Origin of the sequence: Streptomyces griseorubiginosus, from assembly GCF_001514195.1 — a bacterium.
Taxonomy (GTDB): domain Bacteria; phylum Actinomycetota; class Actinomycetes; order Streptomycetales; family Streptomycetaceae; genus Streptomyces; species Streptomyces griseorubiginosus.
This window is the reverse complement of sequence record NZ_KQ948734.1, coordinates 869672-891743: the sequence shown is the minus strand read 5'-3', so window position 1 is coordinate 891743 and position 22072 is coordinate 869672. Positions and strand designations below refer to the sequence as shown.

The following is a 22072-nucleotide window of genomic DNA, read 5'->3' as shown; positions in this document are numbered from 1 at the left end:
AGGGGATCCGACCTCGGCATGACGCGGGGGCGGCGGGGCGATGACGCCCGGGGACTCTGGGCCGGGACGCCCGATTCTGTTAGATTGGTCTAAACCACATGGGCTGTGCCGGGTCCGGTCGAGCCCTCCCGGTGCAGAGCGTTTCTCCAGATCAGATCGTTTCCTCAGATCGGCAGGCCCAGCGTGGAAGTTGTCATCGTTCCGGACGCCAAGGCAGGCGGCGAGCTCATCGCCGAGGCCATGGCCCAGCTCCTGCGGCGCAAGCCCGACGCCCTGCTCGGGGTGGCGACCGGCTCGACCCCGCTGCCGATCTACGAAGCGCTGGCCTCGAAGGTGCGGTCCGGTGCCGTGGACGCCTCGCGGGCGCGGATCGCCCAGCTCGACGAGTACGTGGGGCTGCCGGCCGAGCATCCGGAGTCGTATCGCTCGGTGCTGCGCCGGGAGGTCCTGGAGCCGCTGGGGATACCGATGTCCTCGTTCATGGGGCCGGACGGGACCGCTGAGGACATACCGGGTGCGTGTGCGGCGTACGACGCGGCGCTGGCCGAAGCCGGGGGCGTGGACCTCCAGTTGCTGGGGATCGGGACGGACGGGCACATCGGGTTCAACGAGCCGTGTTCCTCGCTGGCCTCGCGGACCCGGATCAAGACGCTCACCGAGCAGACGCGGGTGGACAACGCGCGGTTCTTCGAGGGGGACATCTCACAGGTGCCGCACCATGTGATCACCCAGGGGATCGGGACGATCCTCGAGGCCCGGCATCTGGTGCTGCTGGCGACGGGTGAGGGCAAGGCGGATGCGGTGGCGGCGACGGTGGAGGGGGCGGTTGCGGCGGTGTGTCCCGCGTCTGCGCTTCAGTTGCATCCGCATGCGACGGTTGTCGTCGACGAGGGGGCGGCTTCCAAGTTGAAGTTCGCCGATTACTTCCGGCACACGTTTGTCAACAAGCCGGACTGGCAGGGGATTTAGGGAACTCGTCTGCCGGGTTCTGTTCGTTGCCGGGTGCGGGTTCGTGGTGGCTGGTCGCGCAGTTCCCCGCGCCCCCAAAAGAAAAGACCTAGGTGCCGGTTCCTTTCGAAGGGACCGGCACCTGTGGCGTCGTCAGACTCAGGCCCCCGCAATTACCTCCGCCGCCGCCCGTCCGCACACCCTCGCCGCGCCGTGGGTTGCGATGTGGAGGGCTCCTCGGGCCGGGGCCTGGGGGAGGCCCATTTCGATGACGACGGTGTCGGGGCGGGTGCGCAGGACCGTGTCCAGGGCCGCTGCCATCCACGGGTGGCGGTGTTCGTCGCGGACCACGGCCACGATGCGGCGGGGGCCGGCCGCGGCCAGGGTCGCGAGGCCCGCGTCCTCGCCGGCGAAGCTCCCCGTCTCCGTGCCGGGGAGGAGACGGGTGAGTTCGGCGGCCACGCCCCAGGGCGTCTCGTCACCGACGGCGATGTTGGCCACCGGGGTGAAGGCGGCGACATAGGGGGCCGCGGACAGCGGGGTGAAGTCGGCGCCGGTGAGGCGCAACGCCCGCCGGGCCGCGCGCAGTCCCACCTCCTCGTCGGCCGGGAGCTGGGGGTCGGCCGCGCCGGCCGCCGTCCAGTGGGCCAGGGTGCGGACCCGTTCCGCCGCCTGGGCCAGGCGCTCCTCGGGGAGTTCGCCCGAGCGGACCGCGGAGACCAGGGCGTCCCGCAGCCGCCGTACCGTGTCGTCGTCGGCGAGGCCGCCGCCCACGCAGATCGCGTCGGCCCCTGCGGCGATGGCGAGCACGCTGCCGCGCTCGATGCCGTAGGTGCCGGCGATGGCCCGCATCTCCATCCCGTCGGTGACGATGAGGCCGGTGTAGCCGAGTTCGCCGCGCAGCAGCTCGGTCAGGACCGGGTGGGACAGCGTGGCCGGGCGGTCCCGGTCCAGGGCCGGGACCAGGATGTGGGCGGTCATCACCGCACGGGTGCCGGCGGCGATGGCGGCGCGGAAGGGCCGCAGTTCGCGCTCCAGCAGCACCTCTCTGTCCACGTCGATGCGCGGCAGGGCGTGGTGGGAGTCGATCGCGGTGTCGCCGTGGCCCGGGAAGTGCTTGGTGCAGGCGGCGACGCCCGCCGACTGGAGCCCGGTGACGTATGCCGCCGTGTGCCGGGCGACCAGGTCGGCGGAGGCGCCGAAGGAGCGGACGCCGATCACCGGGTTCGCGGGATTGGAGTTCACGTCGGCCGACGGGGCCCAGTTGAGGTTGACCCCGCAGGCCGCGAGACGGCGGCCCAGCTCGGCGGCGACCGCGTGGGTCAGCTCCACGTCGTCCACCGCGCCCAGGGCGTTGTTGCCCGGGAAGGACGAGCCGGAGCGCACCTCCAGGCGGGTGACGTCGCCGCCCTCCTCGTCGATGGCGACCAGGACGTCGTCGCGCTCGGCCCGCAACTGGGCCGTCAGGGCGGCGAGTTGTTCCGGGGAGGTGATGTTGCGGCCGAACAGGCCGACCGAGGCGAGGCCCTCGCCGAGGCGGCGCAGCAGCCAGTCGGGGGCGGTCGTCCCGGTGAAGCCGGGTTGCAGCACGGTCAGCGCGTCGCGCGTGAGGGTGTCGGTACCGCTGGCGAATGTCGTCATCGGGGGGCGTTATCCCTTCACGGCGCCCGCGGTGAGACCCGCGGCCATCTTGCGCTGGACGAGGAGGAAGAGGACCACGATCGGCACGGCCATCATGGTGGCGCCGGCCATCATCGGGGCGTATTCGGTGCCGTGTTTGGTGGTGAAGTTGCCGAGCCAGACGGTCGCGGTCTGGTTCTTCTGGCTGAGCAGCATGAGGGCGTAGAGGTACTCGTTCCAGGCCTGGATGAAGGCGTAGACCGAGGTGGCGACCATGCCGGGGGCCAGGAGGGGGAAGACCACGCGCAGGAAGGCGCCGGTGGGTGAGCAGCCGTCGACCATCGCCGCCTCCTCCAGCTCCCTCGGGATGTTGACGATGAAGCCGCGCAGCGTCCACACCGTGAAGGGGAGGATGAAGGTCAGGTACGTGATGATCAGGCCGGACAGCTTGTCGTACTGGTCGAGGTCGTTCAGGAGCAGGAAGACCGGGATGATCATCGCGACCAGGGGGACCATCTGGACCGCGAGGATGCCCACGATCACGACCTTGCGGCCGCGGAAGGCGAAGCGGGAGATGGCGAGGGCGGCCAGGGTGCCGACCACGATGCCGATCGCCACGACCGCGAGGGACACGACGAGGCTGCGGCCGACCGGGCCCCAGAAGTCGGCGATGTCCAGCGCGCGGCTGAAGTTGCTCAGCGTCACGCCCGTCGGCAGCAGGCTCGGGTCCGGGTCGATGGCGTCCTTCGCCGGCTTGAACGCGGTGTTGAGCATCCAGTAGACGGGGAAGCCGGCGGTGACGAAGACGAGGAGACCGAGGAGGTTCCAGCCCAGCTTCGACCTGCGGCGGACCCCGGGAGCGAGCGTGCTCATTCGACCTCTCCGATCTTCAGCATCTGACGCATGTACACGGCGACGACCCCGAGCAGCAGCAGCACGGTGATGAGGGCGATCGCGGAGCCCTGCGCGTAGTCGTTGACCACGAAGGCTCGGTCGTAGGAGTACGTCGGCAGGATCTGGAACTCCGGCTCCGGGTGGCCGTTGCGCATCACGAACACCTGAGGGAAGACGCCCATGTCCCAGATGACCGACAGGGTCGTCAGCATCACGATGATGGGCTTGAGGATCGGCAGGGTGACGTACCGGAACACGCCCCAGGCGCCGGCGCCGTCGAGACGGGCGGCCTCCTCCATCTCCTTGGGGACCTGGGTGAGTCCGGCGCTCAGGGTGATCACGACGAAGGGCACCGCGCCCCAGACCACCAGCAGCATGATCACGGCCAGGCCCTGGGGACCGCTGGCGAACCAGTTGTGGCCGATCATCTCGACCCCGGGCAGCTTGCTGAGCAGCGCGTTGAGGATGCCGTAGTCCGCGTCGAACAGCCACTTGAAGACCGTGGTGGCGACGACGATCGGCATGCCCCAGCTGGCCACCAGCGCGATGTTGATCAGGGTCTTCACCCAGCCGGACACCCGCTGGAGCAGCAGGGCGATCAGCATGCCGGTGACCATCGTGAAGATGACGCAGCCGGCCGCGAAGACGACGGTCCGGACGACGACCGTCCAGAACTCGCCGTCGCCCAGTACGGCGGTGAAGTTGTCGAAGCCGACCCACTGGGCGGGCAGGAAGCCCCACAGCTGGGACTGGCCGAACTTCTGGAAGGACAGGGTGACCAGGCGGACCAGCGGATAGCCCATGACCAGGCCGAGGATGAGCAGGCAGGGCGCGAGCAGCAGCCACGGGGTGGCGCCGGGCCCCCGCCTTCTGCGGGGCGCCGACGGGGTGGGCGGCGGTGGTACCGACAGCGGCGGCGGCACCTCGGTGGGGGTGGTGGTGTCTGCGGCACTCATGGCGCGCTCCTCAGCGGTCCCTCTGGTCGTACGAAAGCGATGCGCGCGGTCGTGCACGGGGCGCAGCCCGCACGCTCGTCTGCGGAGGCGGGGCCCGCACGCTCGTCTGCGGAAGCGGGGCCCGCACGGCCGTCCACGGAGGCGAAGCCGGCACGTCGTGCGGACGGCGGGGTCCGCGCGGACGTACGAGAGGCGATGCCCGCGCAGCCGTACGGGAGGCAGGGCCCCGTCGGTCCCGACGGGGCCCTGCCTGCGGTCACTTGGTGTTGATGACCTTGTCGATCGCCGCGTCGGCGGCCTTGGCCGCCGCTTCGACGGACTGCTTGCCGGTGCCGATGTTCTGGAGCATGTTCTGAAGGACCTGCGCCTTCTCGACCTGGCCCCAGCCGGGCGCCATGGGCACGAACCAGTTGGACTCGGCGGCGGTGGCCGGGACCGCCGTCGCCGGGTCCTTCTTCAGGGTGGCGAGGTCGGTCTTGTTGTTGGGCAGGTTGCCCTTGGCCATCAGGCCCTTCTGGCCGGAGGGACCGGTGAAGGCGTTGATCCACTCGGCGGCGACGGCCTGCGCCTTGGACTTCACCGGAACCGCGAGGTCCGAACCGCCCAGGAAGACGGGCATGTTCTTGCCGGACGGGCCGGGCATCACGAAGTTCTCGAGGTTGTCCTTGAGCTTGCCGGTCTTGTCGTTCTTCGGGTCGGCGGAGGTCGCGCCCTCCCAGGCCGCGCCGAAGATCATGCCCGACTTGCCCTGGCCGTAGACGATGTAGCGGTCGGACTCGTCCTTGGTCTTGTCGCCGTGCATGTACTTGTCGACGACGTTCTTGAACTCGGTGAGGCCCTTGAGGGACTCCGGCGAGGAGAGGTTGGCCTTCCAGGTGCCGCCCGAGTCCACCGCGATGGAGCCGCCGGCGTCGTAGACGAAGGACATGGCCGCATACCAGTCACGGGTGGGCTGGTACCAGGCGGAGAACGTGTTGCCCTCTTTCTTCTGGACCTTGTCGAGGGCGGCGGTCAGCTCCGCGTAGGTCTTCGGGGCGGACTTGACGCCGACCGAGGCGAAGACGTCCTTGCGCCAGTTGCCGACGCGGCCGCCCGCGTAGTACGGGACGCCGTAGGTCTTGCCGTCGTAGGTCACCGAGGCCTTGAGGCCGTCGAGCCAGGCCGCGGAGTTGGTGAACTTCGAGGCGTCCAGGGGCGCGAAGGCCCCCTTGACCATGTAGCCGAGCATCTCGGTGTTGCCCATCTCGACGACGTCGGGGGCCTTGTCGGTGGCGAGGACCGCGTCGAGCTTGGTGTTCTTGTCCGGCCAGCCGTAGTACTCGTGGTTGATCTTGATGCCGGGGTGCTTCTTCTGGACCGCGGCGTCCGCGGCCTTCACCAGCTCGGGCCAGTTGTTCTGGGCGTCGACGGTGAGCCAGACGGTCAGCTCCTTGGCGTCCGCGCCGCTGTTGTCCGAACTTCCGCTGTCGCTGCCCCCACATGCCGCGACCGAGACCATCATGCCCGCGATGCCTATCGCGGCTGCCAGCTTGCGCTTCACGCCACCCTCCTCAGGGATGCCCACACCTCCCGCCCACCAGCCGGGACCTGGACCAATGGTGTAGACCAGTAGAGGGAGCTTGGACCAGACCACAGAGCCTGTCAAGAGCCCGAGAAACGCCCCTGACCAGCCGTTATGCGAGCTACATATGCAGGGACCATTAGTAAAGAAGGCAGCGAAAACAGCGGCGGCGGAGTACTCTCGTCCGCTATACCACTCACCTCTGTGGACTAGACCAAAAGAGTCGGCGACGGTATACAGAAGGGATCACGATGTGACCCGCATCCGGAGCCGGGAAGGCAGACCATGAGCAGCGACGTCAGCAGTGCGGAGACCGAGGGCGGGGCAGGAGTCCGTACCGCGCGCGTGCCGAAGTACTACCGCCTGAAGAAGCACCTGCTCGACATGACGGAGACCCAGTCGCCCGGCACCCCGGTACCGCCCGAGCGCACGCTCGCCGCCGAGTTCGACACCTCCCGCACGACCGTGCGCCAGGCACTCCAGGAGCTGGTGGTCGAGGGGCGCCTGGAACGCATCCAGGGCAAGGGCACGTTCGTCGCCAAGCCGAAGGTCTCCCAGGCGCTGCAACTCACCTCCTACACCGAGGACATGCGCGCCCAGGGCCTCGAACCCACCTCGCAGCTCCTCGACATCGGCTACATCACCGCCGACGACCGGCTCGCCGAGCTCCTCGACATCACCGCCGGCGGCCGGGTGCTGCGCATCGAGCGGCTGCGCATGGCGAACGCCGAGCCGATGGCCATCGAGACGACCCACCTGAGCGCCAAGCGCTTCCCGGCCCTGCGCAGGTCCCTCGTCAAGTACACGTCCCTCTACACGGCGTTGGCCGAGGTCTACGACGTCCATCTCGCCGAGGCCGAGGAGACCATCGAGACCTCGCTGGCCACCCCGCGCGAGGCCGGCCTGCTCGGCACCGACGTGGGCCTGCCGATGCTGATGCTGTCCCGGCACTCGTTCGACAAGGCCGGAGAGCCGGTGGAGTGGGTGCGGTCGGTGTACCGGGGGGACCGGTACAAGTTCGTGGCCCGCCTGAAGCGGCCGGTCGACTAGGACACCGCGGGGGCCGCGGGGGCCGTACCGATGTACGGCCCCGCCGATGCTTCACAGAATCGACATACCGATACGCCGACGAGGTCTTCCCCTCACGTGACGCGTGACCTAGATTGCCTGCGCGTTACAGGTGATCAACGCTGATCAGTGAGGGGTAGGAGCCACGACATGTCGGACGCACCTGAAGTGAGACCACCGGTGGTGACACCGGTGCGCGTGGTCATCGCGCTCTGCCTGCTCGCGCCCTTCGTGGCGATGCTCTGGGTCGGCTCGTACGCCAAGGTCGACCCGGAGTTCATCGGGATCCCGTTCTTCTACTGGTACCAGATGCTGTGGGTGCTGATCTCCACCGCGCTGACGATGATCGCCTACCAGCTCTGGAGGCGTGACCAGCGCGCCCGCCACGGAGGTGCCAAGTGAACGGCGGCGTCAACGGCGTGGCACTCACCGTCTTCATCCTCTTCTTCCTGGCCGTCACGGTCATGGGCTTCCTGGCCGCGCGCTGGCGCAAGGCCGAGAACGAGCACTCGCTGGACGAATGGGGCCTGGGCGGCCGGTCGTTCGGCACCTGGATCACCTGGTTCCTGCTGGGCGGCGACCTCTACACGGCGTACACCTTCGTCGCGGTGCCCGCGGCGATCTACGCGGCGGGCGCGGCCGGCTTCTTCGCGGTGCCGTACACGATCCTGGTGTACCCGCTGATCTTCACCTTCCTGCCCCGGCTGTGGTCGGTCTCCCACAAGCACGGATACGTCACCACCTCGGACTTCGTGCGCGGCCGCTTCGGCTCCAAGGGACTCTCGCTGGCCGTCGCGGTCACCGGCATCCTCGCGACCATGCCGTACATCGCGCTCCAACTGGTCGGCATCCAGGCCGTCCTGGACGTCATGGGCGTCGGCGGCGGCGAGAACACCAACTGGTTCGTGAAGGACCTCCCGCTGCTGATCGCCTTCGGCGTGCTCGCGGCCTACACGTACTCCTCGGGCCTCAGAGCCCCCGCACTGATCGCGTTCGTGAAGGACACGCTGATCTACATCGTCATCGCGGTGGCGATCATCTACATCCCGATCAAGCTGGGCGGCTTCGACGACGTCTTCGGCGCGGCGAGCGAGAAGTACACGGCGGCCAAGGCGGGCGGACTCGTCCCGCTGGAGGCGGGTCAATGGACGTACGCCACGCTCGCGTTGGGCTCCGCGCTCGCGCTCTTCATGTACCCGCACTCGATCACCGCGACGCTGTCCTCCCGCAGCCGTGAGGTGATCCGCCGCAACACCACGATCCTGCCGCTGTACTCGCTGATGCTCGGCCTGCTGGCCCTGCTCGGCTTCATGGCGATCGCGGCCGGGGTCAAGGTCACCAACCCGCAGCTGGCGATCCCGCAGCTGTTCGAGGACATGTTCCCGGACTGGTTCGCGGGCGTGGCCTTCGCGGCGATCGGCATCGGCGCGCTCGTCCCGGCGGCCATCATGTCGATCGCGGCCGCGAATCTCTTCACCCGCAACATCTACAAGGACTTCATCAAGCCGGACGCGACCGCGGCCCAGGAGACGAAGGTCTCCAAGCTGGTGTCCCTGCTGGTGAAGGTGGGCGCCCTGGTCTTCGTCCTGACCATGGACAAGACGGTCGCCATCAACTTCCAGCTCCTGGGCGGCATCTGGATCCTCCAGACCTTCCCGGCCCTGGTCGGCGGCCTGTTCACCCGCTGGTTCCACCGCTGGGCGCTGCTCGCCGGCTGGGCGGTCGGCATGGTCTACGGCACGGTCGCCGCGTACGGCGTCGCCTCGCCGACCCAGAAGCACTTCGGCGGCTCGGCGAAGGAGATCCCGGGCATCGGCGAGATCGGCTACATCGGCCTCACCGCGTTCGTGCTCAACGTGGCGGTGACGGTGATCCTCACGTTCATCCTGAAGGCGGCGAAGGCCCCCGAGGGCGTGGACGAGACGAGCCCGGAGGACTACACGGCGGACGCGGGCGACCCCGGGGTCCAGGTGGAACTTCCCCCGGCTACCGCGGGAACCTCGCACTAAGGCTTTTTGGGGGCGCGGGGAACTGCGCGAGCAACCACACACAACCGTCAAGCGGGCCACCGAGAGCAACCCCCCTCGGCGGCCCGCTTTCGTGCACACTCTCCCCCATGGACTTCCTGATCCGCCCCGCAGAACCCACCGACTACGAACCCCTCGGCGAGATCACCGCCCACGCCTACCTGAACGACGGCCTCCTGGCCTTCGGCGGCGAGGACGACTGGTACTTCCAGGAGCTCAAGAACGTGGCCAAGCGAGCGGACACCGCAGAGGTCCTGGTGGCCGCGGCGGACGACCGCATCCTCGGCGGAGTCACCTACGTCCCGTCCGGCGGCCCCCTGGCCGAACTCGCCGGCCCCGCAGAGGCCGAGATCCGCATGCTCGCCGTGTCCCACGAGGCCCGCGGCCGAGGCGTCGGACAGGCCCTGGTCCAGGCCTGCATCGACCGCGCGGCGGCCACGGGCCACGACCTCGTCCTGTGCACCCAGCCCACCATGCACACCGCCCACCGCCTCTACGAGCGCCTCGGCTTCACCCGCGACCCGCAGCGCGACTGGCGGCCGGTCCCCGGCGACGACTTCACGCTCCTCACCTACAAGTTGACGCTGTCAACCAGCCGGCGCTAAGGCACCGGGCTTGCACAACGGGCACCACTGGCGGTGGGGCTACGTTTGCGTCCAGCTCCGTTCCCTTTACGCGGCGTCGGAGCAGGGGCCGGTGACTGGGCCCCGCATCTCCACAACTCCCACGCGCGAGCGCGGATGTTGCGGGAGCTGTTCCGGTCGGCGTGATCAACGAATCCGCAGGACCGGCATGCGAACCAGGCCTGGGAGACCCGGTTCGCCTTGTCGATGTGTCCGCACTCAGCGCAGGTACGAGAGGTGTATGCCGGATCGACGTACACCACCAGCACCCCTGCACGGCGGCCCTTGTACGCGATGAACGAACCCAGCTGGGCGAAGCTCCAGCTGGAGTGGGTGGCCCTCCCCCACTGCCTCAAGGGCGTGGGAGGTGCCCCCAGGCTTGCGAAGCCGGACCCGCTCACGGATGCCCGTCAAATCCTCCAAGGCGATTCCGCGACCGGTGCGTTCCGCCTCGGCCACCACATGCTTCGCGATCTTGTGGTTGATGTCTCTGGCCCGCCGGGCCTCCTTGCGTCGCCGCTTCCTCAGTCGGCGCTTGGTGGACGGAGTGTTCTTCTTTTGCAGTTTGCGCCGCAGACCGCGCTCTCGTGTACGCATTCGATTGAGCGCCCGACCGGCCATGATCTCGCCGTCGGAGGTGGTCGCGATGTTCACGACTCCGAGGTCCACACCCAGAAAATCCACCGGGTCCGTATTCAGCGGCGCCTCGGGCACCTCACAGGTCGCGAACAGGAACCACATGCCATCCCGGAGGACGAGATCGGACTCGCCCTTGCGATACAACTCCAGCGTTGTCAGTTGTTCGGCAGATCCGGTGAACGCCACGTTCTTGATCCGCCCGTAGGTGGTCCAGACGGACACAGTGCGGTCCGGCATCTGCCAGGACAGCATGCGATCGTCTTAGGGCTGGGCACCCTGGGGGCGGAAAGCGATCGGCCTCTCAGTAGCCTGGCGATGGCGCCTAGACCCCGGCCGTCCCAGGTTCCCGGCCCTCAGGTTCGCCTTGAGGGAGGCGTACGCGTCGCACGTCTTCTTGATCACTTGTTGAGCGGCCTGAGCTCCCAGACCCCAGCGGGATTTGACCACCCCGTACACATGCCTACGGAGCGCGAAGTTCTTGAACTGTCCGCGCTCAAAGGCCACCTGACTCACCCAGGTGGCAGCCTCGTTGCAGGAGTACATGGTTGCCTCGAGCGCCGCCGCCTGCTCGGGCGTCGGCAGCAACCTGACCTGCATGACGAGTTTCATGATGCCCAAGCTAGACGCGTATGCGAGTTGCATCCGCGTGTTCGCAATCGATCACCCGATCAGGTGACTGGTTCCCACGCGTCCGCGACACCGAACGAACACCGACCCCGGGCCATATCGAGGATGGTTGCCGACGACAACACGCTCTGAAGTCACCGCGACACAACATATGGGCCTGCTTCCACCACCGGGCACAAGATGTATGCTCATGCTCGCTGTCGCCGCAGGGGAATCCGGTGTGAATCCGGAACTGTCCCGCAACGGTGTACTCATGCGTGCATAAGCGCACATGAGCGTCAGTCCGAGGACCTGCCGACAGTACGCCCGGCCACCGTGGCCCGGGTGTCTTGACGTCCGGGCCTCGTGGAATGGGCCGGTGGACGCGACGCCGTGTGCGCTCGTGTGCTGCCCCTGCCCTCCGCAAGGCCCCGTGCCAGCGAGGGAGAGCCCCACGTGACCATCGCGCCAGCCGATCCGGCCTCAGCGGCGATCGAGCGGACCGAGCAGCGGACCGAGCAGGAGAACGACGGCCCCGGAGCCGCGTTGCTGCGGACCCTGGCCGAGCTGACCGCCGACCTGCCCGACGCCGACCCCGGCCGGGTCGCCGCCGCCGCGCTCCGCGGCCGGTCCGCTCGGGCCGACGAGTCGGAGCTGCGCGAGCTGGCCACCGAGGCGGCCGCCGGGCTCATCTCCGAGGACCCGGCGTACAGCAGGCTCGCCGCCCGGCTGCTGACGATCTCCATCGCCGCGGAGGCCGCCTCCCAGGGCGTCACCTCGTTCACCGGCTCGGTCGCGGTCGGGCACCGCGAGGGCCTGATCGCCGACCGTACGGCCGAGTTCGTGCGGGTGCACGCCGAGCGGCTGGACGCGCTCGTCGACACCGAGGCCGACGACCGCTTCGGCTACTTCGGGCTCCGCACCCTCCACAGCCGCTATCTGCTGCGGCACCCGATCACCCGCAAGGTCATCGAGACGCCCCAGCACTTCATGCTGCGGGTGGCGTCCGGCCTCGCCGAGGACGACACGGTCCGCGCCCTGGACGAAGTCGCCGCGCTCTACGGGCTCATGAGCCGCCTCGACTACCTCCCCTCCTCCCCCACCCTCTTCAACTCCGGCACCCGGCACCCCCAGATGTCGTCCTGCTACCTCCTCGACTCCCCGATGGACGAGCTCGACTCCATCTACGACCGCTACCACCAGGTGGCGCGGCTCTCGAAGCACGCAGGCGGCATCGGCATCGCGTACTCCCGCGTCCGCAGCCGCGGTTCGCTGATCCGTGGCACCAACGGGCACTCCAACGGCATCGTGCCGTTCCTGAAGACGCTGGACGCGAGTGTCGCCGCCGTGAACCAGGGCGGCCGGCGCAAGGGCGCGGCCGCGGTCTACCTGGAGACCTGGCACTCCGACATCGAGGAGTTCCTGGAGCTCAGGGACAACACCGGTGAGGACGCCCGCCGTACGCACAATCTGAACCTCGCGCACTGGATCCCGGACGAGTTCATGCGCCGGGTGAACGCGGACGCCGAGTGGTCCCTGTTCTCCCCCGCCGACGTGCCCGAACTGGTCGACCTGTGGGGCGAGGAGTTCGACGCCGCGTACCGCGCGGCCGAGCAGAAGGGGCTGGCGAAGCGGACCATCCCGGCCCGTGACCTCTACGGCCGCATGATGCGCACCCTCGCCCAGACCGGCAACGGCTGGATGACCTTCAAGGACGCCGCGAACCGCACGGCCAACCAGACGGCCCTGCCGGGGCACACGGTCCACTCCTCCAACCTCTGCACGGAGATCCTGGAGGTCACGGACGACGGGGAGACGGCGGTCTGCAACCTGGGGTCGGTGAACCTGGGCGCGTTCGTCGACACCAGGACCGGCGACATCGACTGGGAGCGGCTGGACGAGACCGTCCGCACCGCCGTCACGTTCCTCGACAGGGTCGTCGACATCAACTTCTACCCGACCGAGCAGGCCGGGCGTTCCAACGCCAAGTGGCGTCCGGTCGGCCTCGGCGCGATGGGCCTCCAGGACGTCTTCTTCAAGTTGCGGCTGCCCTTCGGCTCCCCGGAGGCGCAGGCCCTGTCCACCCGGATCGCCGAGCGCATCATGCTCGCCGCCTACGAGGCCTCCACCGACCTCGCCGAGCGCAGCGGCCCGCTGCCGGCCTGGGAGAAGACCCGTACCGCTCAGGGTGTGCTGCACCCGGACCACTACGCCACGGACCTGGCCTGGCCCGAGCGCTGGGCGGCACTGCGCGAGCGCATGGCCACGACGGGGCTGCGCAACAGCCTGCTGCTGGCCATCGCGCCCACCGCGACCATCGCCTCGATCGCCGGGGTGTACGAGTGCATCGAGCCGCAGGTCTCCAACCTGTTCAAGCGCGAGACGCTGTCCGGGGAGTTCCTCCAGGTCAACTCGTACCTGGTGAACGACCTCAAGGCGCTGGGCGTGTGGGACGCGCGCACCCGTGAGGCGCTGCGTGAGGCGAACGGCTCGGTGCAGGACTTCGCGTGGGTCCCGGAGGACGTACGGGCGCTGTACCGCACGGCGTGGGAGATCCCGCAGCGTTCCCTGATCGACATGGCGGCGGCCCGGACCCCGTTCCTCGACCAGTCGCAGTCCCTGAACCTGTTCCTGGAGACGCCGACCATCGGCAAGCTCTCCTCGATGTACGCGTACGCCTGGAAGTCCGGGCTGAAGACGACGTACTACCTGCGCTCGCGCCCGGCGACCCGTATCGCCCGCGCCGCTCAGGCGACCGTCCCGGTCCAGCAGGTGACGTCGGAAGAAGCCGTCGCCTGCTCCCTGGAAAACCCCGAGTCCTGCGAGGCATGCCAGTAATGACCACCGAAGCCAAGAACCTTCTCGACCCGGGCTTCGAGCTGACCCTCCGGCCCATGCGCTACCCGGACTTCTACGAGCGCTACCGGGATGCCATCAAGAACACCTGGACCGTCGAGGAGGTCGACCTCCACTCGGACGTGGCCGACCTGGCGAAGCTCAGCCCCGCCGAGCAGCACCTCATCGGCCGGCTGGTGGCGTTCTTCGCGACGGGGGACTCGATCGTCGCGAACAACCTGGTGCTGACGCTGTACAAGCACATCAACTCCCCCGAGGCGCGGCTGTACTTGAGCCGTCAGCTGTTCGAGGAGGCCGTGCACGTCCAGTTCTACCTGACGCTGCTCGACACCTACCTCCCCGATCCCGAGGACCGCGCGGCCGCCTTCGACGCGGTCGAGAACATCCCCTCGATCCGTGAGAAGGCGGAGTTCTGCTTCAAGTGGATCAACGAGGTGGAGAAGCTGGAGCGCCTGGAGTCCCGGGCCGACCGCCGCCGCTTCCTGCTCAACCTGATCTGCTTCGCCGCGTGCATCGAGGGCCTGTTCTTCTACGGCGCCTTCGCCTACGTCTACTGGTTCCGCAGCCGGGGTCTGCTGCACGGCCTCGCCACGGGCACCAACTGGGTGTTCCGTGACGAGACCATGCACATGTCGTTCGCCTTCGACGTGGTCGACACCGTCCGCAAGGAGGAGCCGGAGCTGTTCGACGAGGAGTTGCGGCAGCAGGTCACGGACATGCTGGCGGAGGCCGTGGAGGCGGAGCTCCAGTTCGCCCGGGACCTGTGCGGCGACGGACTGCCCGGCATGAACACCGAGTCGATGCGGCAGTACCTGGAGTGCGTCGCCGACCAGCGGCTCACGCGGCTCGGTTTCGCGCCGGTGTACGGCTCCGAGAACCCCTTCTCCTTCATGGAGTTGCAGGGTGTCCAGGAGCTGACGAACTTCTTCGAGCGCCGCCCGTCGGCCTACCAGGTCGCGGTGGAGGGCACCGTCGACCTCGACGAGGACTTCTGACCGTAAAGTAAGGAACGGCCAGTGGACGGCCCATGGAGCTTCCATGGGCCGTCCATGAGGCTGCTATGGGGCAGCAAAGATCTCCTCTGGCTCCTTCTCCCGGCTTCACACCCGCCGCTAGCTTCTGGCACGTCATGCTCATGACTGCGTGATCTGCCGCCGCTGCGCGCGTCACGGGCCTGCCTGTAACCCCACCGATGGAGGCAGTACCCCATGCGTGAAATGCCCCGACGGAGCCTGCGAAGACTCCTGACCGCAGCGATACCCGCCCTCGCCCTCGGCCTCGCCGGATTCGCGGCCGTTCCGGCGCACGCGGCACCGGCGACCACCCACACCTCCCGGGTGACCCAGAACAGCAAGGCCCTCACCTCCCCCGACCGGCAGACCTTCCACACCACCGGCAAGGCCGGCCAGAAGGTCCCGACCACCCACCTGTGCGCCACCGCGGCCCCCGGCGAGGCGTCCTGCTTCGCCCAGCGCCGTACCGACATCAAGCAGCGCCTGGCCACCGCGCTGGCCGCCGCGGCCCCCTCCGGCCTCAGCCCGGCCAACCTGCACAGCGCGTACAACCTGCCGTCAACGGGTGGATCCGGCCTCACGGTTGCGGTCGTCGACGCCTACAACGACCCCAACGCCGAGGCGGACCTGGGCACGTACCGCTCGCAGTACGGCCTCTCCGCCTGCACCAAGGCCAACGGCTGCTTCAAGCAGGTCAGCCAGACCGGCTCCACCACCTCGCTGCCCACCAACGACACGGGCTGGGCGGGTGAGGAGGCGCTGGACATCGACATGGTCAGCGCGGTCTGCCCGAACTGCAACATCACCCTCGTGGAGGCCAACTCGGCCAACGACACCGACCTCGGCATCGCCGAGAACGAGGCGGTGTCCCTGGGCGCCAAGGTCGTCTCCAACAGCTGGGGCGGCTCCGAGGCCTCGTCCCAGACCAGCGAGGACACCTCGTACTTCAAGCACCCGGGTGTGGCGATCACCGTCTCGGCCGGCGACTCCGCCTACGGCGCCGAGTACCCGGCGACATCCCAGTACGTGACGGCAGTCGGCGGCACCGCGCTGTCGACGTCCTCCAACTCCCGTGGCTGGACCGAGTCCGTCTGGAAGACCAGCTCCACCGAGGGCACCGGCTCCGGCTGCTCCGCGTACGACCCGAAGCCGAGCTGGCAGACCGACACGGGCTGCTCGAAGCGCATGGAGGCCGACGTCTCCGCGGTCGCCGACCCGGCCACCGGTGTGGCGGTCTACGACACCTACGGCGGCTCCGGCTGGGCGGTCTACGGCGGCACCAGCGCCTCCGCCCCGATCATCGCCGGTGTCTACGCCCTCGCGGGCACCCCGGGTTCCAGCGACTACCCGGCGAAGTACCCGTACTCCCACACCGGCAACCTGTACGACGTCACCAGCGGCAACAACGGCTCGTGCTCCCCGTCGTACTTCTGCACCGCGACCACCGGCTACGACGGCCCGACCGGCTGGGGTACCCCCAACGGCACCACCGCCTTCACCGCCGGCACCAGCACCGGCAACACGGTGACCGTCACCAACCCGGGCAGCCAGTCGACGACGACCGGCGGCACGGTCAGCCTCCAGATCAGCGCCACCGACAGCGCGGGCGCGGCCCTGACCTACAGCGCGAGCGGCCTGCCGACCGGGCTGTCGATCTCCAGCTCCGGCAAGATCACGGGTACGGCGTCCACCGCGGGCACCTACCAGGTCACCGTCACCGCGAAGGACTCCACCGGCGCCTCCGGCTCCACCTCCTTCACCTGGACCGTGGGCTCGACCGGCGGCACCTGCACCTCGTCCCAGCTGCTCGGCAACGCGGGCTTCGAGTCGGGCAACACCACCTGGACCGCGTCCAGCGGGGTCATCACCAACGGCACCGGCGAGTCGGCGCACAGCGGCTCCTACTACGCCTGGCTGGACGGCTACGGCTCCGCGCACACCGACACGCTCTCCCAGTCGGTGACCGTCCCGAGCGGCTGCAAGGCCACCTTCACCTTCTACCTGCACATCGACACCAAGGAGACCGGCAGCACCGCCTACGACAAGCTGACGGTCAGCGCCGGTTCGACCACCCTGGCCACCTACTCCAACGTCAACGCGGCCACCGGCTACGTCCAGAAGTCCTTCGACCTCTCCTCGTTCGCCGGCTCGACCGTCACGCTGAAGTTCAGCGGGGTCGAGGACTCCTCGCTCCAGACCAGCTTCGTCATCGACGACACGGCCGTCACGACCAGCTGATCCGGATCCATGAGCGGGGGTCGTACGTCACAGAAGGGAGAGGAGTCTCCCATGCGTCGTACGACCCACCGCACGACCCTCGCCCTCGCCGCACTCACCCTGCTGGCGGGGGCGGGATGCGGCACCCAGGCAGGAAGCGACGGGGGTGGCGCCGCCACGGTGTCGCCGCCACCCCCCTCGTCCGCATCGCCGTCCCCCTCGTCGTCACCCGGCTGTACGTCCGTCCCCGAGCTCGGCGCCTCCGACAGCGGCGCCCGGGTCTGCCTGGCCGTCGGTGACACGGTCCGGCTGAGCCTGGACGGCACGAAGAGCCGCCCCTGGAGTCCGGTCACCGTCGAGGGCACCGGCCTGGAGCCCGTCAACAGCGGTTTCGTCCTCCAGCCCGGCGACGCGAACGCGGCGTACAGGGCGGTCTCGGCGGGACAGGTGCGACTGAGGTCGTCGCGGCCCCTGTGCGCCACCGAGACCGGCAAGGTCTCCTGCAAGGGCATTCAGGAGTGGTGGGTCACCGTGGTCATCGCTGGAGCGTGACCGCGTCCCCTGCCGACGCCTTCAGCGAGGTCGTCGTGGTGCCGGGGAAGTACCAGCGCCAGCTGCCCGCCTGCGTGGCGGTCACCTTGGTGCTGAGCCGGCCCACGTTGTCCGTCTTCACGGTCTTGACCGTGCGGTAGTGGGCGGCACCGGCCGCGCGGAACTGGAGCCTGACCGACTGACCCGGGTAGCCGTGGTACTTCAGGTCCTCCCAGTTGGCCCGGGAGAGCTTGCCCTTGACGGTGAGCTTGGCGCCCTTGGCGACGGGTTCGGGGGTCGCGTCGGTGGTGAGCTGCGCGGCCCGCTTGACCTTGTACTCGGCGATGGCGTCCGAGATCCAGTAGTCGCCGTCGTTCGCGTTGACGGTGGCGTTGACCTGCCAGACACCGGCGACCCTGTTGCTGTCGATGTCGTCGCTCGCGGCGATCCAGCCGGGGTCGACCGTCATCGTGCCCGTGCACACGGAGGTGGTCGCGCTCTTGCGCACGCAGGACGAGTCGCCGTCCCAGTCGACGAAGCCATAGCCGTTGGACTTGTTGAACGTGCTGAGACGGCTGATCTTCTTGACGCCCGAGTCGTCCTTGATGGTGATCGCGATCGGGTACTTGACGGTCCTCGCCGTACCGATGATCACGTTCCCGCCCCTGTTCACCACGGTCTTGGTGACCCTGATGTCGCCCTCGCCCTCGGCGTGGGCCCCGGTGGCCGTGAGCAGGGTCAGGGCTGCCGCCCCGCCTGCCACGGCCCACAGTCTGTGTCTCATGTTCCTCCCCTGTTGATCAGGAGAGACTAGACCGTGCGGGTCGCCCCGTGCGCGGCCCGGAACTCGCGGGCCCGACGGATCTGACGGTCGACGCGCTTGTCGTGGACGATCCCGATCACGGACGGGAGCACCAGCAGAGCGAGGATTCCGAGAACAATCAGCATTCCGATCAGTCCTTCTGTCTGCGCTGAGGTCATGTCACTACTGTCGCGCCGTAGACTCCTGACAAACAGTGGCAGGACTGCCGCACACCCTCGATTTACTGCCAACCCTGAGGCACACTGGCAGCATGCTGACCAACGTGGCCGCCGTCGTCCTGGACGGTGTGAATCCCTTCGAGCTCGGAGTCGTCTGCGAGGTCTTCGGCACCGACCGCAGCGACGACGGACTGCCCGTGTACGACTTCGCGGTGGCCTCGGCCGAGGGGCCCACCCTGAAGTCCCGCTCGGGCTTCTCGCTGAGCGTGGAGCACGGTCTGGAGCGGCTGGAGTCGGCCGACCTGATCGCCGTGCCGGCCGGCGCCTGCTACGAGACGCGGGAGTTCCCTCCCGAGCTCCTCGAGGCCCTGCGGCGCGGGGTCGAGCGCGGCGCCCGGGTGCTCAGCGTGTGCTCCGGCGTCTTCGTGCTGGCCGCCGCAGGACTGCTGGACGGCCGGCGCTGCACCGTGCACTGGCACCACGCGGAGGAACTGGCGCTCGCGTATCCCCGGCTGACGGTCGAGCCGGATGTCCTGTACGTCGACGAGGGCCCGGTGATCACCTCCGCGGGGACCGCAGCCGGCATCGACGCCTGTCTGCACATCGTGCGCACCGAGCAGGGCCCCGAGATCGCCAACAAGATCGCCCGGCGCATGGTCGTACCGCCGCACCGGGACGGCGGCCAGGCCCAGTACATCGAGCGGCCGCTGCCCCGGTCGAAGTGCGACACGGTCGGCGAGGTCCTCGTGTGGATGGAGGGCCACCTCGACGAGGACGTCACCGTGGAGCAGCTCGCGGAGCGCGCGCACATGTCCCCGCGCACCTTCGCCCGCCGCTTCCAGCAGGAGACGGGCACGACTCCCTACCGCTGGATCCTGCGCCAGCGGGTGCTGCTGGCCCAGCGGCTGCTGGAGGCGACGGACGAGACGGTGGACGCGATCGCGGGCCGAACCGGGTTCGGCACCGCGGCCGCGCTGCGCCACCAGTTCCTGCGGGCGGTGGGCACCACCCCGAACGCCTACCGGCGCACCTTCCAGGGCCCCGAGGCGGCCGCCTGAGCCGTCACCTTGCCACCGGCCGCACGAGAAGCCGGTTCGGGCGCAGGGTGATGCCGGGGCGGGGGGTGTCGTCCGAGCCCGGCACCTGTTCGAAGCGGTACCTGCGGGCCAGGGCCGCCGTGAGCAGCGTCAGCTGGGCCATCGAGAAGTGGTCGCTGGGGCACTTCCGGTTGCCGGTGCTGAACGGGCTCATGGCGTGTTTGGGAACCGCCCTCGCGCGCTCCGGACTCCAGCGCAGCGGGTCGAACTCCGCACTGTCGTCGAAGGACTTCGCGTCCCGCTGGATCGCGTAGGGACTGTAGACGATGTCGGACCCGGCCGGAATGCGATAGCCACCGAGTTCGGTGTCGCGTACCGCCCGCCGCGTCAATATCCATACCGCGGGCCACAAACGCATGGTCTCGACCACCAGATAGTTCGTGTACGTGAGCGACCGGACGTCCTCGAATGCCGCGGGACGGCCACCGGTGACGGATTCAACTTCCGCGCACACCTTGTCCGCGTGTTCCGGGTGTTCGGCGAGTACCTGAAGCAGCCACATGATCGTGGACGCGACGGTTTCACCGCCGGGGGTGAGTATCGCGACGACCTGGTCGTGGATCTCCTGTTCGCCGATCGGATCGCCATTCGCATCCTTGGCCGCCAGCAATGCCGTCAGCAAATCGTCCGGCTTTTGACCGGATGCCCGGCGTTCGGCGATGATCTCGTCGACCACGAGATGCAGATCGGCGAGCGCCCGGTTGAATGCGAGGTTGGCCGGAAGGGGCAGCTTGTACAGCGGCCCCGCCGGTATCACCATCCGCCGGTACATGCCCCGGAAGACGGTCGTCAGCGCGACGCACAGCCGCTCGGCGCGCTCGTCCATGTAGTCCCCGCGCAGCAGGCACCGGGCCGCGATGCGCACGGCGACCCGGAACGACTCCAGGGTGGCGTCGACCGTCTCGCCGGGCCGCCAGCGCTCGGCCAGCGCCTCGGCCTCCTCCTCCATGATCGGCCCGTACGCCGGTATCGCGTCGAGCCGGAACGCGGGCTGGATGGTGCGCCGCTGACGCCGGTGCTGCGGGCCGTTGGCGGTGGCCACGCCCTCCTTCCCGACCAGCCCCTCCAGGGACTCCCAGAGCGGCCCGGCGATGATGAAGTCGGGGTTGAGCGCCACCGCTCCGGTCAGTTCGGGGGTGGTGGGCGCGTACACCGTCTTGGGGCCGAGCCGCAGGCGCACGACGTCGCCGTACGCCCGCAGGCCGGACAGGAAGGTCAGCGGATCGCGTGCGAGGCGCAGCCCGTGCCCGAGGAGCGGCACCCGGCTGCCGGCGAGGGGCGGCTCACCCGGCTCGGGAACCACCGGGGTGTCGGGTTTCACGGATTCGACGGTCATTTCTCACCTGCCGCTTCGTTGTTGACGTACGGGGGCGTGGACCGGTCGTCCCAGCTGTCGACCTGGTAACGGCCGGACTCGTGGTGGAACCAGTAGACGGCGCTGAACCAGTTGCGCATATTGCGGACGCAAGTCCTCACGGCCGCGCTGAGTTCCTTTCCGCGCGCTGTGCCGTCGTCGAGACCGAGGGCGAACTGAAGGGCGTCCGCCTCGGCCACCAGGAATGCGTCCACGCATTTGGCGACCAGTCGCTGCATTTCCCGGATCGCCTCTTCGAGGGTCAGTCCCTCGTGGTGAATGAGGCTGATTCCGAGATTGTGCACCTCGTCGCCCGCGATTTCCTTGGGGAGCGAACACAGGTCGTTGTACCAGGCGGCGAATTCCTGACTGAGCAGGGCGGCCCGCCGATAGGAGGAGTGTTTCCTCACCGGGTCCGGGAGTTCGCGTCCGGCGGCGGCCTCCAGAAGGTCCGTCCAGATCCAGTGGGCGAACGTCAGGCGACGCAGCGCCAGATACTCCTGGACCGGGGGGACGACTCCCTCGACACGATTGCGGAATTCCCGGTCGTAGGCCTCGATCACGTCGTGGAAGTGCCGGGCGAACCGGGCGTTCCACGTCGGCGGCAGGAACGAGTACAGCCGGGTGAGGGTGTCGGCGAAGGCGGCGACCAGCGGATCCTCGTGGTGCAGGTGGACCCGCGGGGCGTCGAGCGCCGAGTGCAGCCGGCGCCTCAACCGCCGCCAGGCCGCCGGACGGTGGTGGACGATGTCACGGTCGTGCCGGTCGTCCCAGACGAAGAACCAGGCGCTGAAGTCCGCTATCGCCTGGAGGACCTCGTCGGGGGCCTCGAGGTAGTACCCCGCCATGAGGTCCGTGTAGCACAGTCCGTCGGCATATTCTGCGACCGCGTCCGGCGGCATGAGCCGCTTTTCCAGAAGCCAGGTGCGGGTCCTCTCCTGGAGCCTGGGCCAATACGGATGCAGTTGCCTGGGAAACGCTGCCTCGATCACCGGGAGTGAGAGTGACGGTGGAACCGCGATCGCCGTCGGCGACGGCGCCGACGACGTGATGCCGTGTTGGAAAGCAGGCACGAACAAAC

The 22072-nt window shown here is 68.7% G+C and carries 18 protein-coding genes, 1 pseudogene and 1 riboswitch; of the genes and pseudogenes, 10 read left to right on the top strand and 9 right to left on the bottom strand.

What is annotated here, in order from left to right; all coding sequences use genetic code 11:
* Positions 1-183: 183 nt before the first annotated feature.
* On the top strand, positions 184-969 hold the full coding sequence (gene nagB, locus AQJ54_RS03980; protein ID WP_062234895.1) for a glucosamine-6-phosphate deaminase: 786 nt from the start codon (positions 184-186) through the stop codon (positions 967-969).
* 138 nt (positions 970-1107) lie between these two features.
* On the opposite strand, the gene AQJ54_RS03975 is transcribed toward nagB, so the two are convergent.
* From AQJ54_RS03975 to AQJ54_RS03960, 4 genes are all read right to left on the bottom strand, one after another.
* Positions 1108-2589, bottom strand: a complete 1482-nt coding sequence (locus tag AQJ54_RS03975) for a glycoside hydrolase family 3 protein (RefSeq protein WP_062233916.1) — start codon at positions 2587-2589, stop codon at positions 1108-1110.
* A 9-nt stretch (positions 2590-2598) separates the two neighbouring features.
* Complete coding sequence (locus AQJ54_RS03970) at positions 2599-3441, bottom strand: carbohydrate ABC transporter permease (RefSeq protein ID WP_062233913.1); 843 nt, start codon at positions 3439-3441, stop codon at positions 2599-2601.
* Positions 3438-4418, bottom strand: a complete 981-nt coding sequence (locus AQJ54_RS03965) for a carbohydrate ABC transporter permease (RefSeq protein ID WP_030320504.1) — start codon at positions 4416-4418, stop codon at positions 3438-3440. Before AQJ54_RS03965 ends, AQJ54_RS03970 begins: the two co-directional genes overlap by 4 nt.
* 256 nt (positions 4419-4674) lie before the next feature.
* Positions 4675-5958 carry an extracellular solute-binding protein gene (locus AQJ54_RS03960; protein WP_062024116.1) on the bottom strand — a complete coding sequence of 428 codons (1284 nt, stop codon included), beginning with the start codon at positions 5956-5958 and terminating at the stop codon, positions 4675-4677.
* A gap of 306 nt (positions 5959-6264) precedes the next feature.
* Between AQJ54_RS03960 and AQJ54_RS03955 the strand changes: the two genes are divergently transcribed.
* The 4 genes from AQJ54_RS03955 (at position 6265) to AQJ54_RS03940 (ending at position 9679) form a co-directional block, all read left to right on the top strand.
* Positions 6265-7029 carry a GntR family transcriptional regulator gene (locus AQJ54_RS03955; protein ID WP_030320506.1) on the top strand — a complete coding sequence of 255 codons (765 nt, stop codon included), beginning with the start codon at positions 6265-6267 and terminating at the stop codon, positions 7027-7029.
* Between the two features lie 168 nt (positions 7030-7197).
* The gene (locus AQJ54_RS03950; RefSeq protein WP_062024113.1) at positions 7198-7449 is read left to right on the top strand and encodes a DUF3311 domain-containing protein; all 252 of its coding nucleotides are present in this window, start codon (positions 7198-7200) and stop codon (positions 7447-7449) included.
* The gene (gene mctP / locus AQJ54_RS03945; RefSeq protein ID WP_062024111.1) at positions 7446-9056 is read left to right on the top strand and encodes a monocarboxylate uptake permease MctP; all 1611 of its coding nucleotides are present in this window, start codon (positions 7446-7448) and stop codon (positions 9054-9056) included. Before AQJ54_RS03950 ends, mctP begins: the two co-directional genes overlap by 4 nt.
* Positions 9057-9163: 107 nt before the next feature.
* Positions 9164-9679, top strand: coding sequence for a GNAT family N-acetyltransferase (locus tag AQJ54_RS03940; protein ID WP_062233910.1), 516 nt, complete (start codon positions 9164-9166; stop codon positions 9677-9679).
* Here the strand turns inward: AQJ54_RS03940 and AQJ54_RS03935 are convergent.
* Positions 9676-10945, bottom strand: a pseudogene (locus tag AQJ54_RS03935) (RNA-guided endonuclease InsQ/TnpB family protein). The gene AQJ54_RS03940 and the pseudogene AQJ54_RS03935 overlap by 4 nt on opposite strands.
* Positions 10946-11147: 202 nt before the next feature.
* A riboswitch (cobalamin riboswitch) is annotated at positions 11148-11276 on the top strand.
* A 122-nt stretch (positions 11277-11398) separates the two neighbouring features.
* Here AQJ54_RS03935 and AQJ54_RS03930 point away from each other — a divergent pair.
* The 4 genes from AQJ54_RS03930 (at position 11399) to AQJ54_RS03915 (ending at position 17580) form a co-directional block, all read left to right on the top strand.
* Positions 11399-13780 carry a ribonucleoside-diphosphate reductase subunit alpha gene (locus tag AQJ54_RS03930; RefSeq protein WP_062233907.1) on the top strand — a complete coding sequence of 794 codons (2382 nt, stop codon included), beginning with the start codon at positions 11399-11401 and terminating at the stop codon, positions 13778-13780.
* Positions 13780-14793 (top strand): ribonucleotide-diphosphate reductase subunit beta, encoded by a 1014-nt coding sequence (locus tag AQJ54_RS03925; RefSeq protein WP_030320511.1) that lies wholly within the window; start codon positions 13780-13782, stop codon positions 14791-14793. The genes AQJ54_RS03930 and AQJ54_RS03925 overlap by 1 nt, the downstream gene beginning before the upstream one ends.
* Positions 14794-15006: 213 nt before the next feature.
* Positions 15007-17049: a putative Ig domain-containing protein gene (locus AQJ54_RS03920; RefSeq protein ID WP_062233904.1), complete on the top strand. Its 2043-nt coding sequence runs from the start codon at positions 15007-15009 to the stop codon at positions 17047-17049.
* Between the two features lie 51 nt (positions 17050-17100).
* Complete coding sequence (locus tag AQJ54_RS03915; protein WP_062233901.1) at positions 17101-17580, top strand: hypothetical protein; 480 nt, start codon at positions 17101-17103, stop codon at positions 17578-17580.
* Here the strand turns inward: AQJ54_RS03915 and AQJ54_RS03910 are convergent.
* Positions 17564-18343: a hypothetical protein gene (locus tag AQJ54_RS03910; RefSeq protein WP_211278486.1), complete on the bottom strand. Its 780-nt coding sequence runs from the start codon at positions 18341-18343 to the stop codon at positions 17564-17566. The two genes, AQJ54_RS03915 and AQJ54_RS03910, sit on opposite strands and share 17 nt — an antisense overlap.
* Before the next feature lie 26 nt (positions 18344-18369).
* Positions 18370-18507, bottom strand: a complete 138-nt coding sequence (locus AQJ54_RS46010; RefSeq protein ID WP_162952025.1) for a hypothetical protein — start codon at positions 18505-18507, stop codon at positions 18370-18372.
* A gap of 125 nt (positions 18508-18632) precedes the next feature.
* Between AQJ54_RS46010 and AQJ54_RS03905 the strand changes: the two genes are divergently transcribed.
* Positions 18633-19598, top strand: a complete 966-nt coding sequence (locus AQJ54_RS03905) for a GlxA family transcriptional regulator (RefSeq protein ID WP_062024100.1) — start codon at positions 18633-18635, stop codon at positions 19596-19598.
* 4 nt (positions 19599-19602) lie between these two features.
* Here the strand turns inward: AQJ54_RS03905 and AQJ54_RS03900 are convergent, their stop codons facing one another.
* Positions 19603-20973, bottom strand: a complete 1371-nt coding sequence (locus AQJ54_RS03900; protein WP_062233895.1) for a bifunctional albaflavenone monooxygenase/terpene synthase — start codon at positions 20971-20973, stop codon at positions 19603-19605.
* Positions 20970-22064 carry an epi-isozizaene synthase gene (gene cyc1, locus AQJ54_RS03895; protein WP_107121014.1) on the bottom strand — a complete coding sequence of 365 codons (1095 nt, stop codon included), beginning with the start codon at positions 22062-22064 and terminating at the stop codon, positions 20970-20972. Before cyc1 ends, AQJ54_RS03900 begins: the two co-directional genes overlap by 4 nt.
* Positions 22065-22072 lie beyond the last annotated feature (8 nt).

What these genes read in the sequence shown, in the direction of transcription:
- AQJ54_RS03915 (WP_062233901.1), top strand. Translation starts at nt 17,101, where the DNA reads ATGCGTCGTACGACCCACCGCACGACCCTCGCCCTCGCCGCACTCACC.
- AQJ54_RS03965 (WP_030320504.1), bottom strand. Translation starts at nt 4,418, where the DNA reads ATGAGTGCCGCAGACACCACCACCCCCACCGAGGTGCCGCCGCCGCTG.
- AQJ54_RS03910 (WP_211278486.1), bottom strand. Translation starts at nt 18,343, where the DNA reads ATGAGACACAGACTGTGGGCCGTGGCAGGCGGGGCGGCAGCCCTGACC.
- AQJ54_RS03950 (WP_062024113.1), top strand. Translation starts at nt 7,198, where the DNA reads ATGTCGGACGCACCTGAAGTGAGACCACCGGTGGTGACACCGGTGCGC.
- AQJ54_RS03905 (WP_062024100.1), top strand. Translation starts at nt 18,633, where the DNA reads ATGCTGACCAACGTGGCCGCCGTCGTCCTGGACGGTGTGAATCCCTTC.
- AQJ54_RS03940 (WP_062233910.1), top strand. Translation starts at nt 9,164, where the DNA reads ATGGACTTCCTGATCCGCCCCGCAGAACCCACCGACTACGAACCCCTC.
- AQJ54_RS03920 (WP_062233904.1), top strand. Translation starts at nt 15,007, where the DNA reads ATGCGTGAAATGCCCCGACGGAGCCTGCGAAGACTCCTGACCGCAGCG.
- AQJ54_RS03955 (WP_030320506.1), top strand. Translation starts at nt 6,265, where the DNA reads ATGAGCAGCGACGTCAGCAGTGCGGAGACCGAGGGCGGGGCAGGAGTC.
- AQJ54_RS46010 (WP_162952025.1), bottom strand. Translation starts at nt 18,507, where the DNA reads ATGCTGATTGTTCTCGGAATCCTCGCTCTGCTGGTGCTCCCGTCCGTG.
- AQJ54_RS03970 (WP_062233913.1), bottom strand. Translation starts at nt 3,441, where the DNA reads ATGAGCACGCTCGCTCCCGGGGTCCGCCGCAGGTCGAAGCTGGGCTGG.
- AQJ54_RS03975 (WP_062233916.1), bottom strand. Translation starts at nt 2,589, where the DNA reads ATGACGACATTCGCCAGCGGTACCGACACCCTCACGCGCGACGCGCTG.
- AQJ54_RS03925 (WP_030320511.1), top strand. Translation starts at nt 13,780, where the DNA reads ATGACCACCGAAGCCAAGAACCTTCTCGACCCGGGCTTCGAGCTGACC.
- AQJ54_RS03900 (WP_062233895.1), bottom strand. Translation starts at nt 20,973, where the DNA reads ATGACCGTCGAATCCGTGAAACCCGACACCCCGGTGGTTCCCGAGCCG.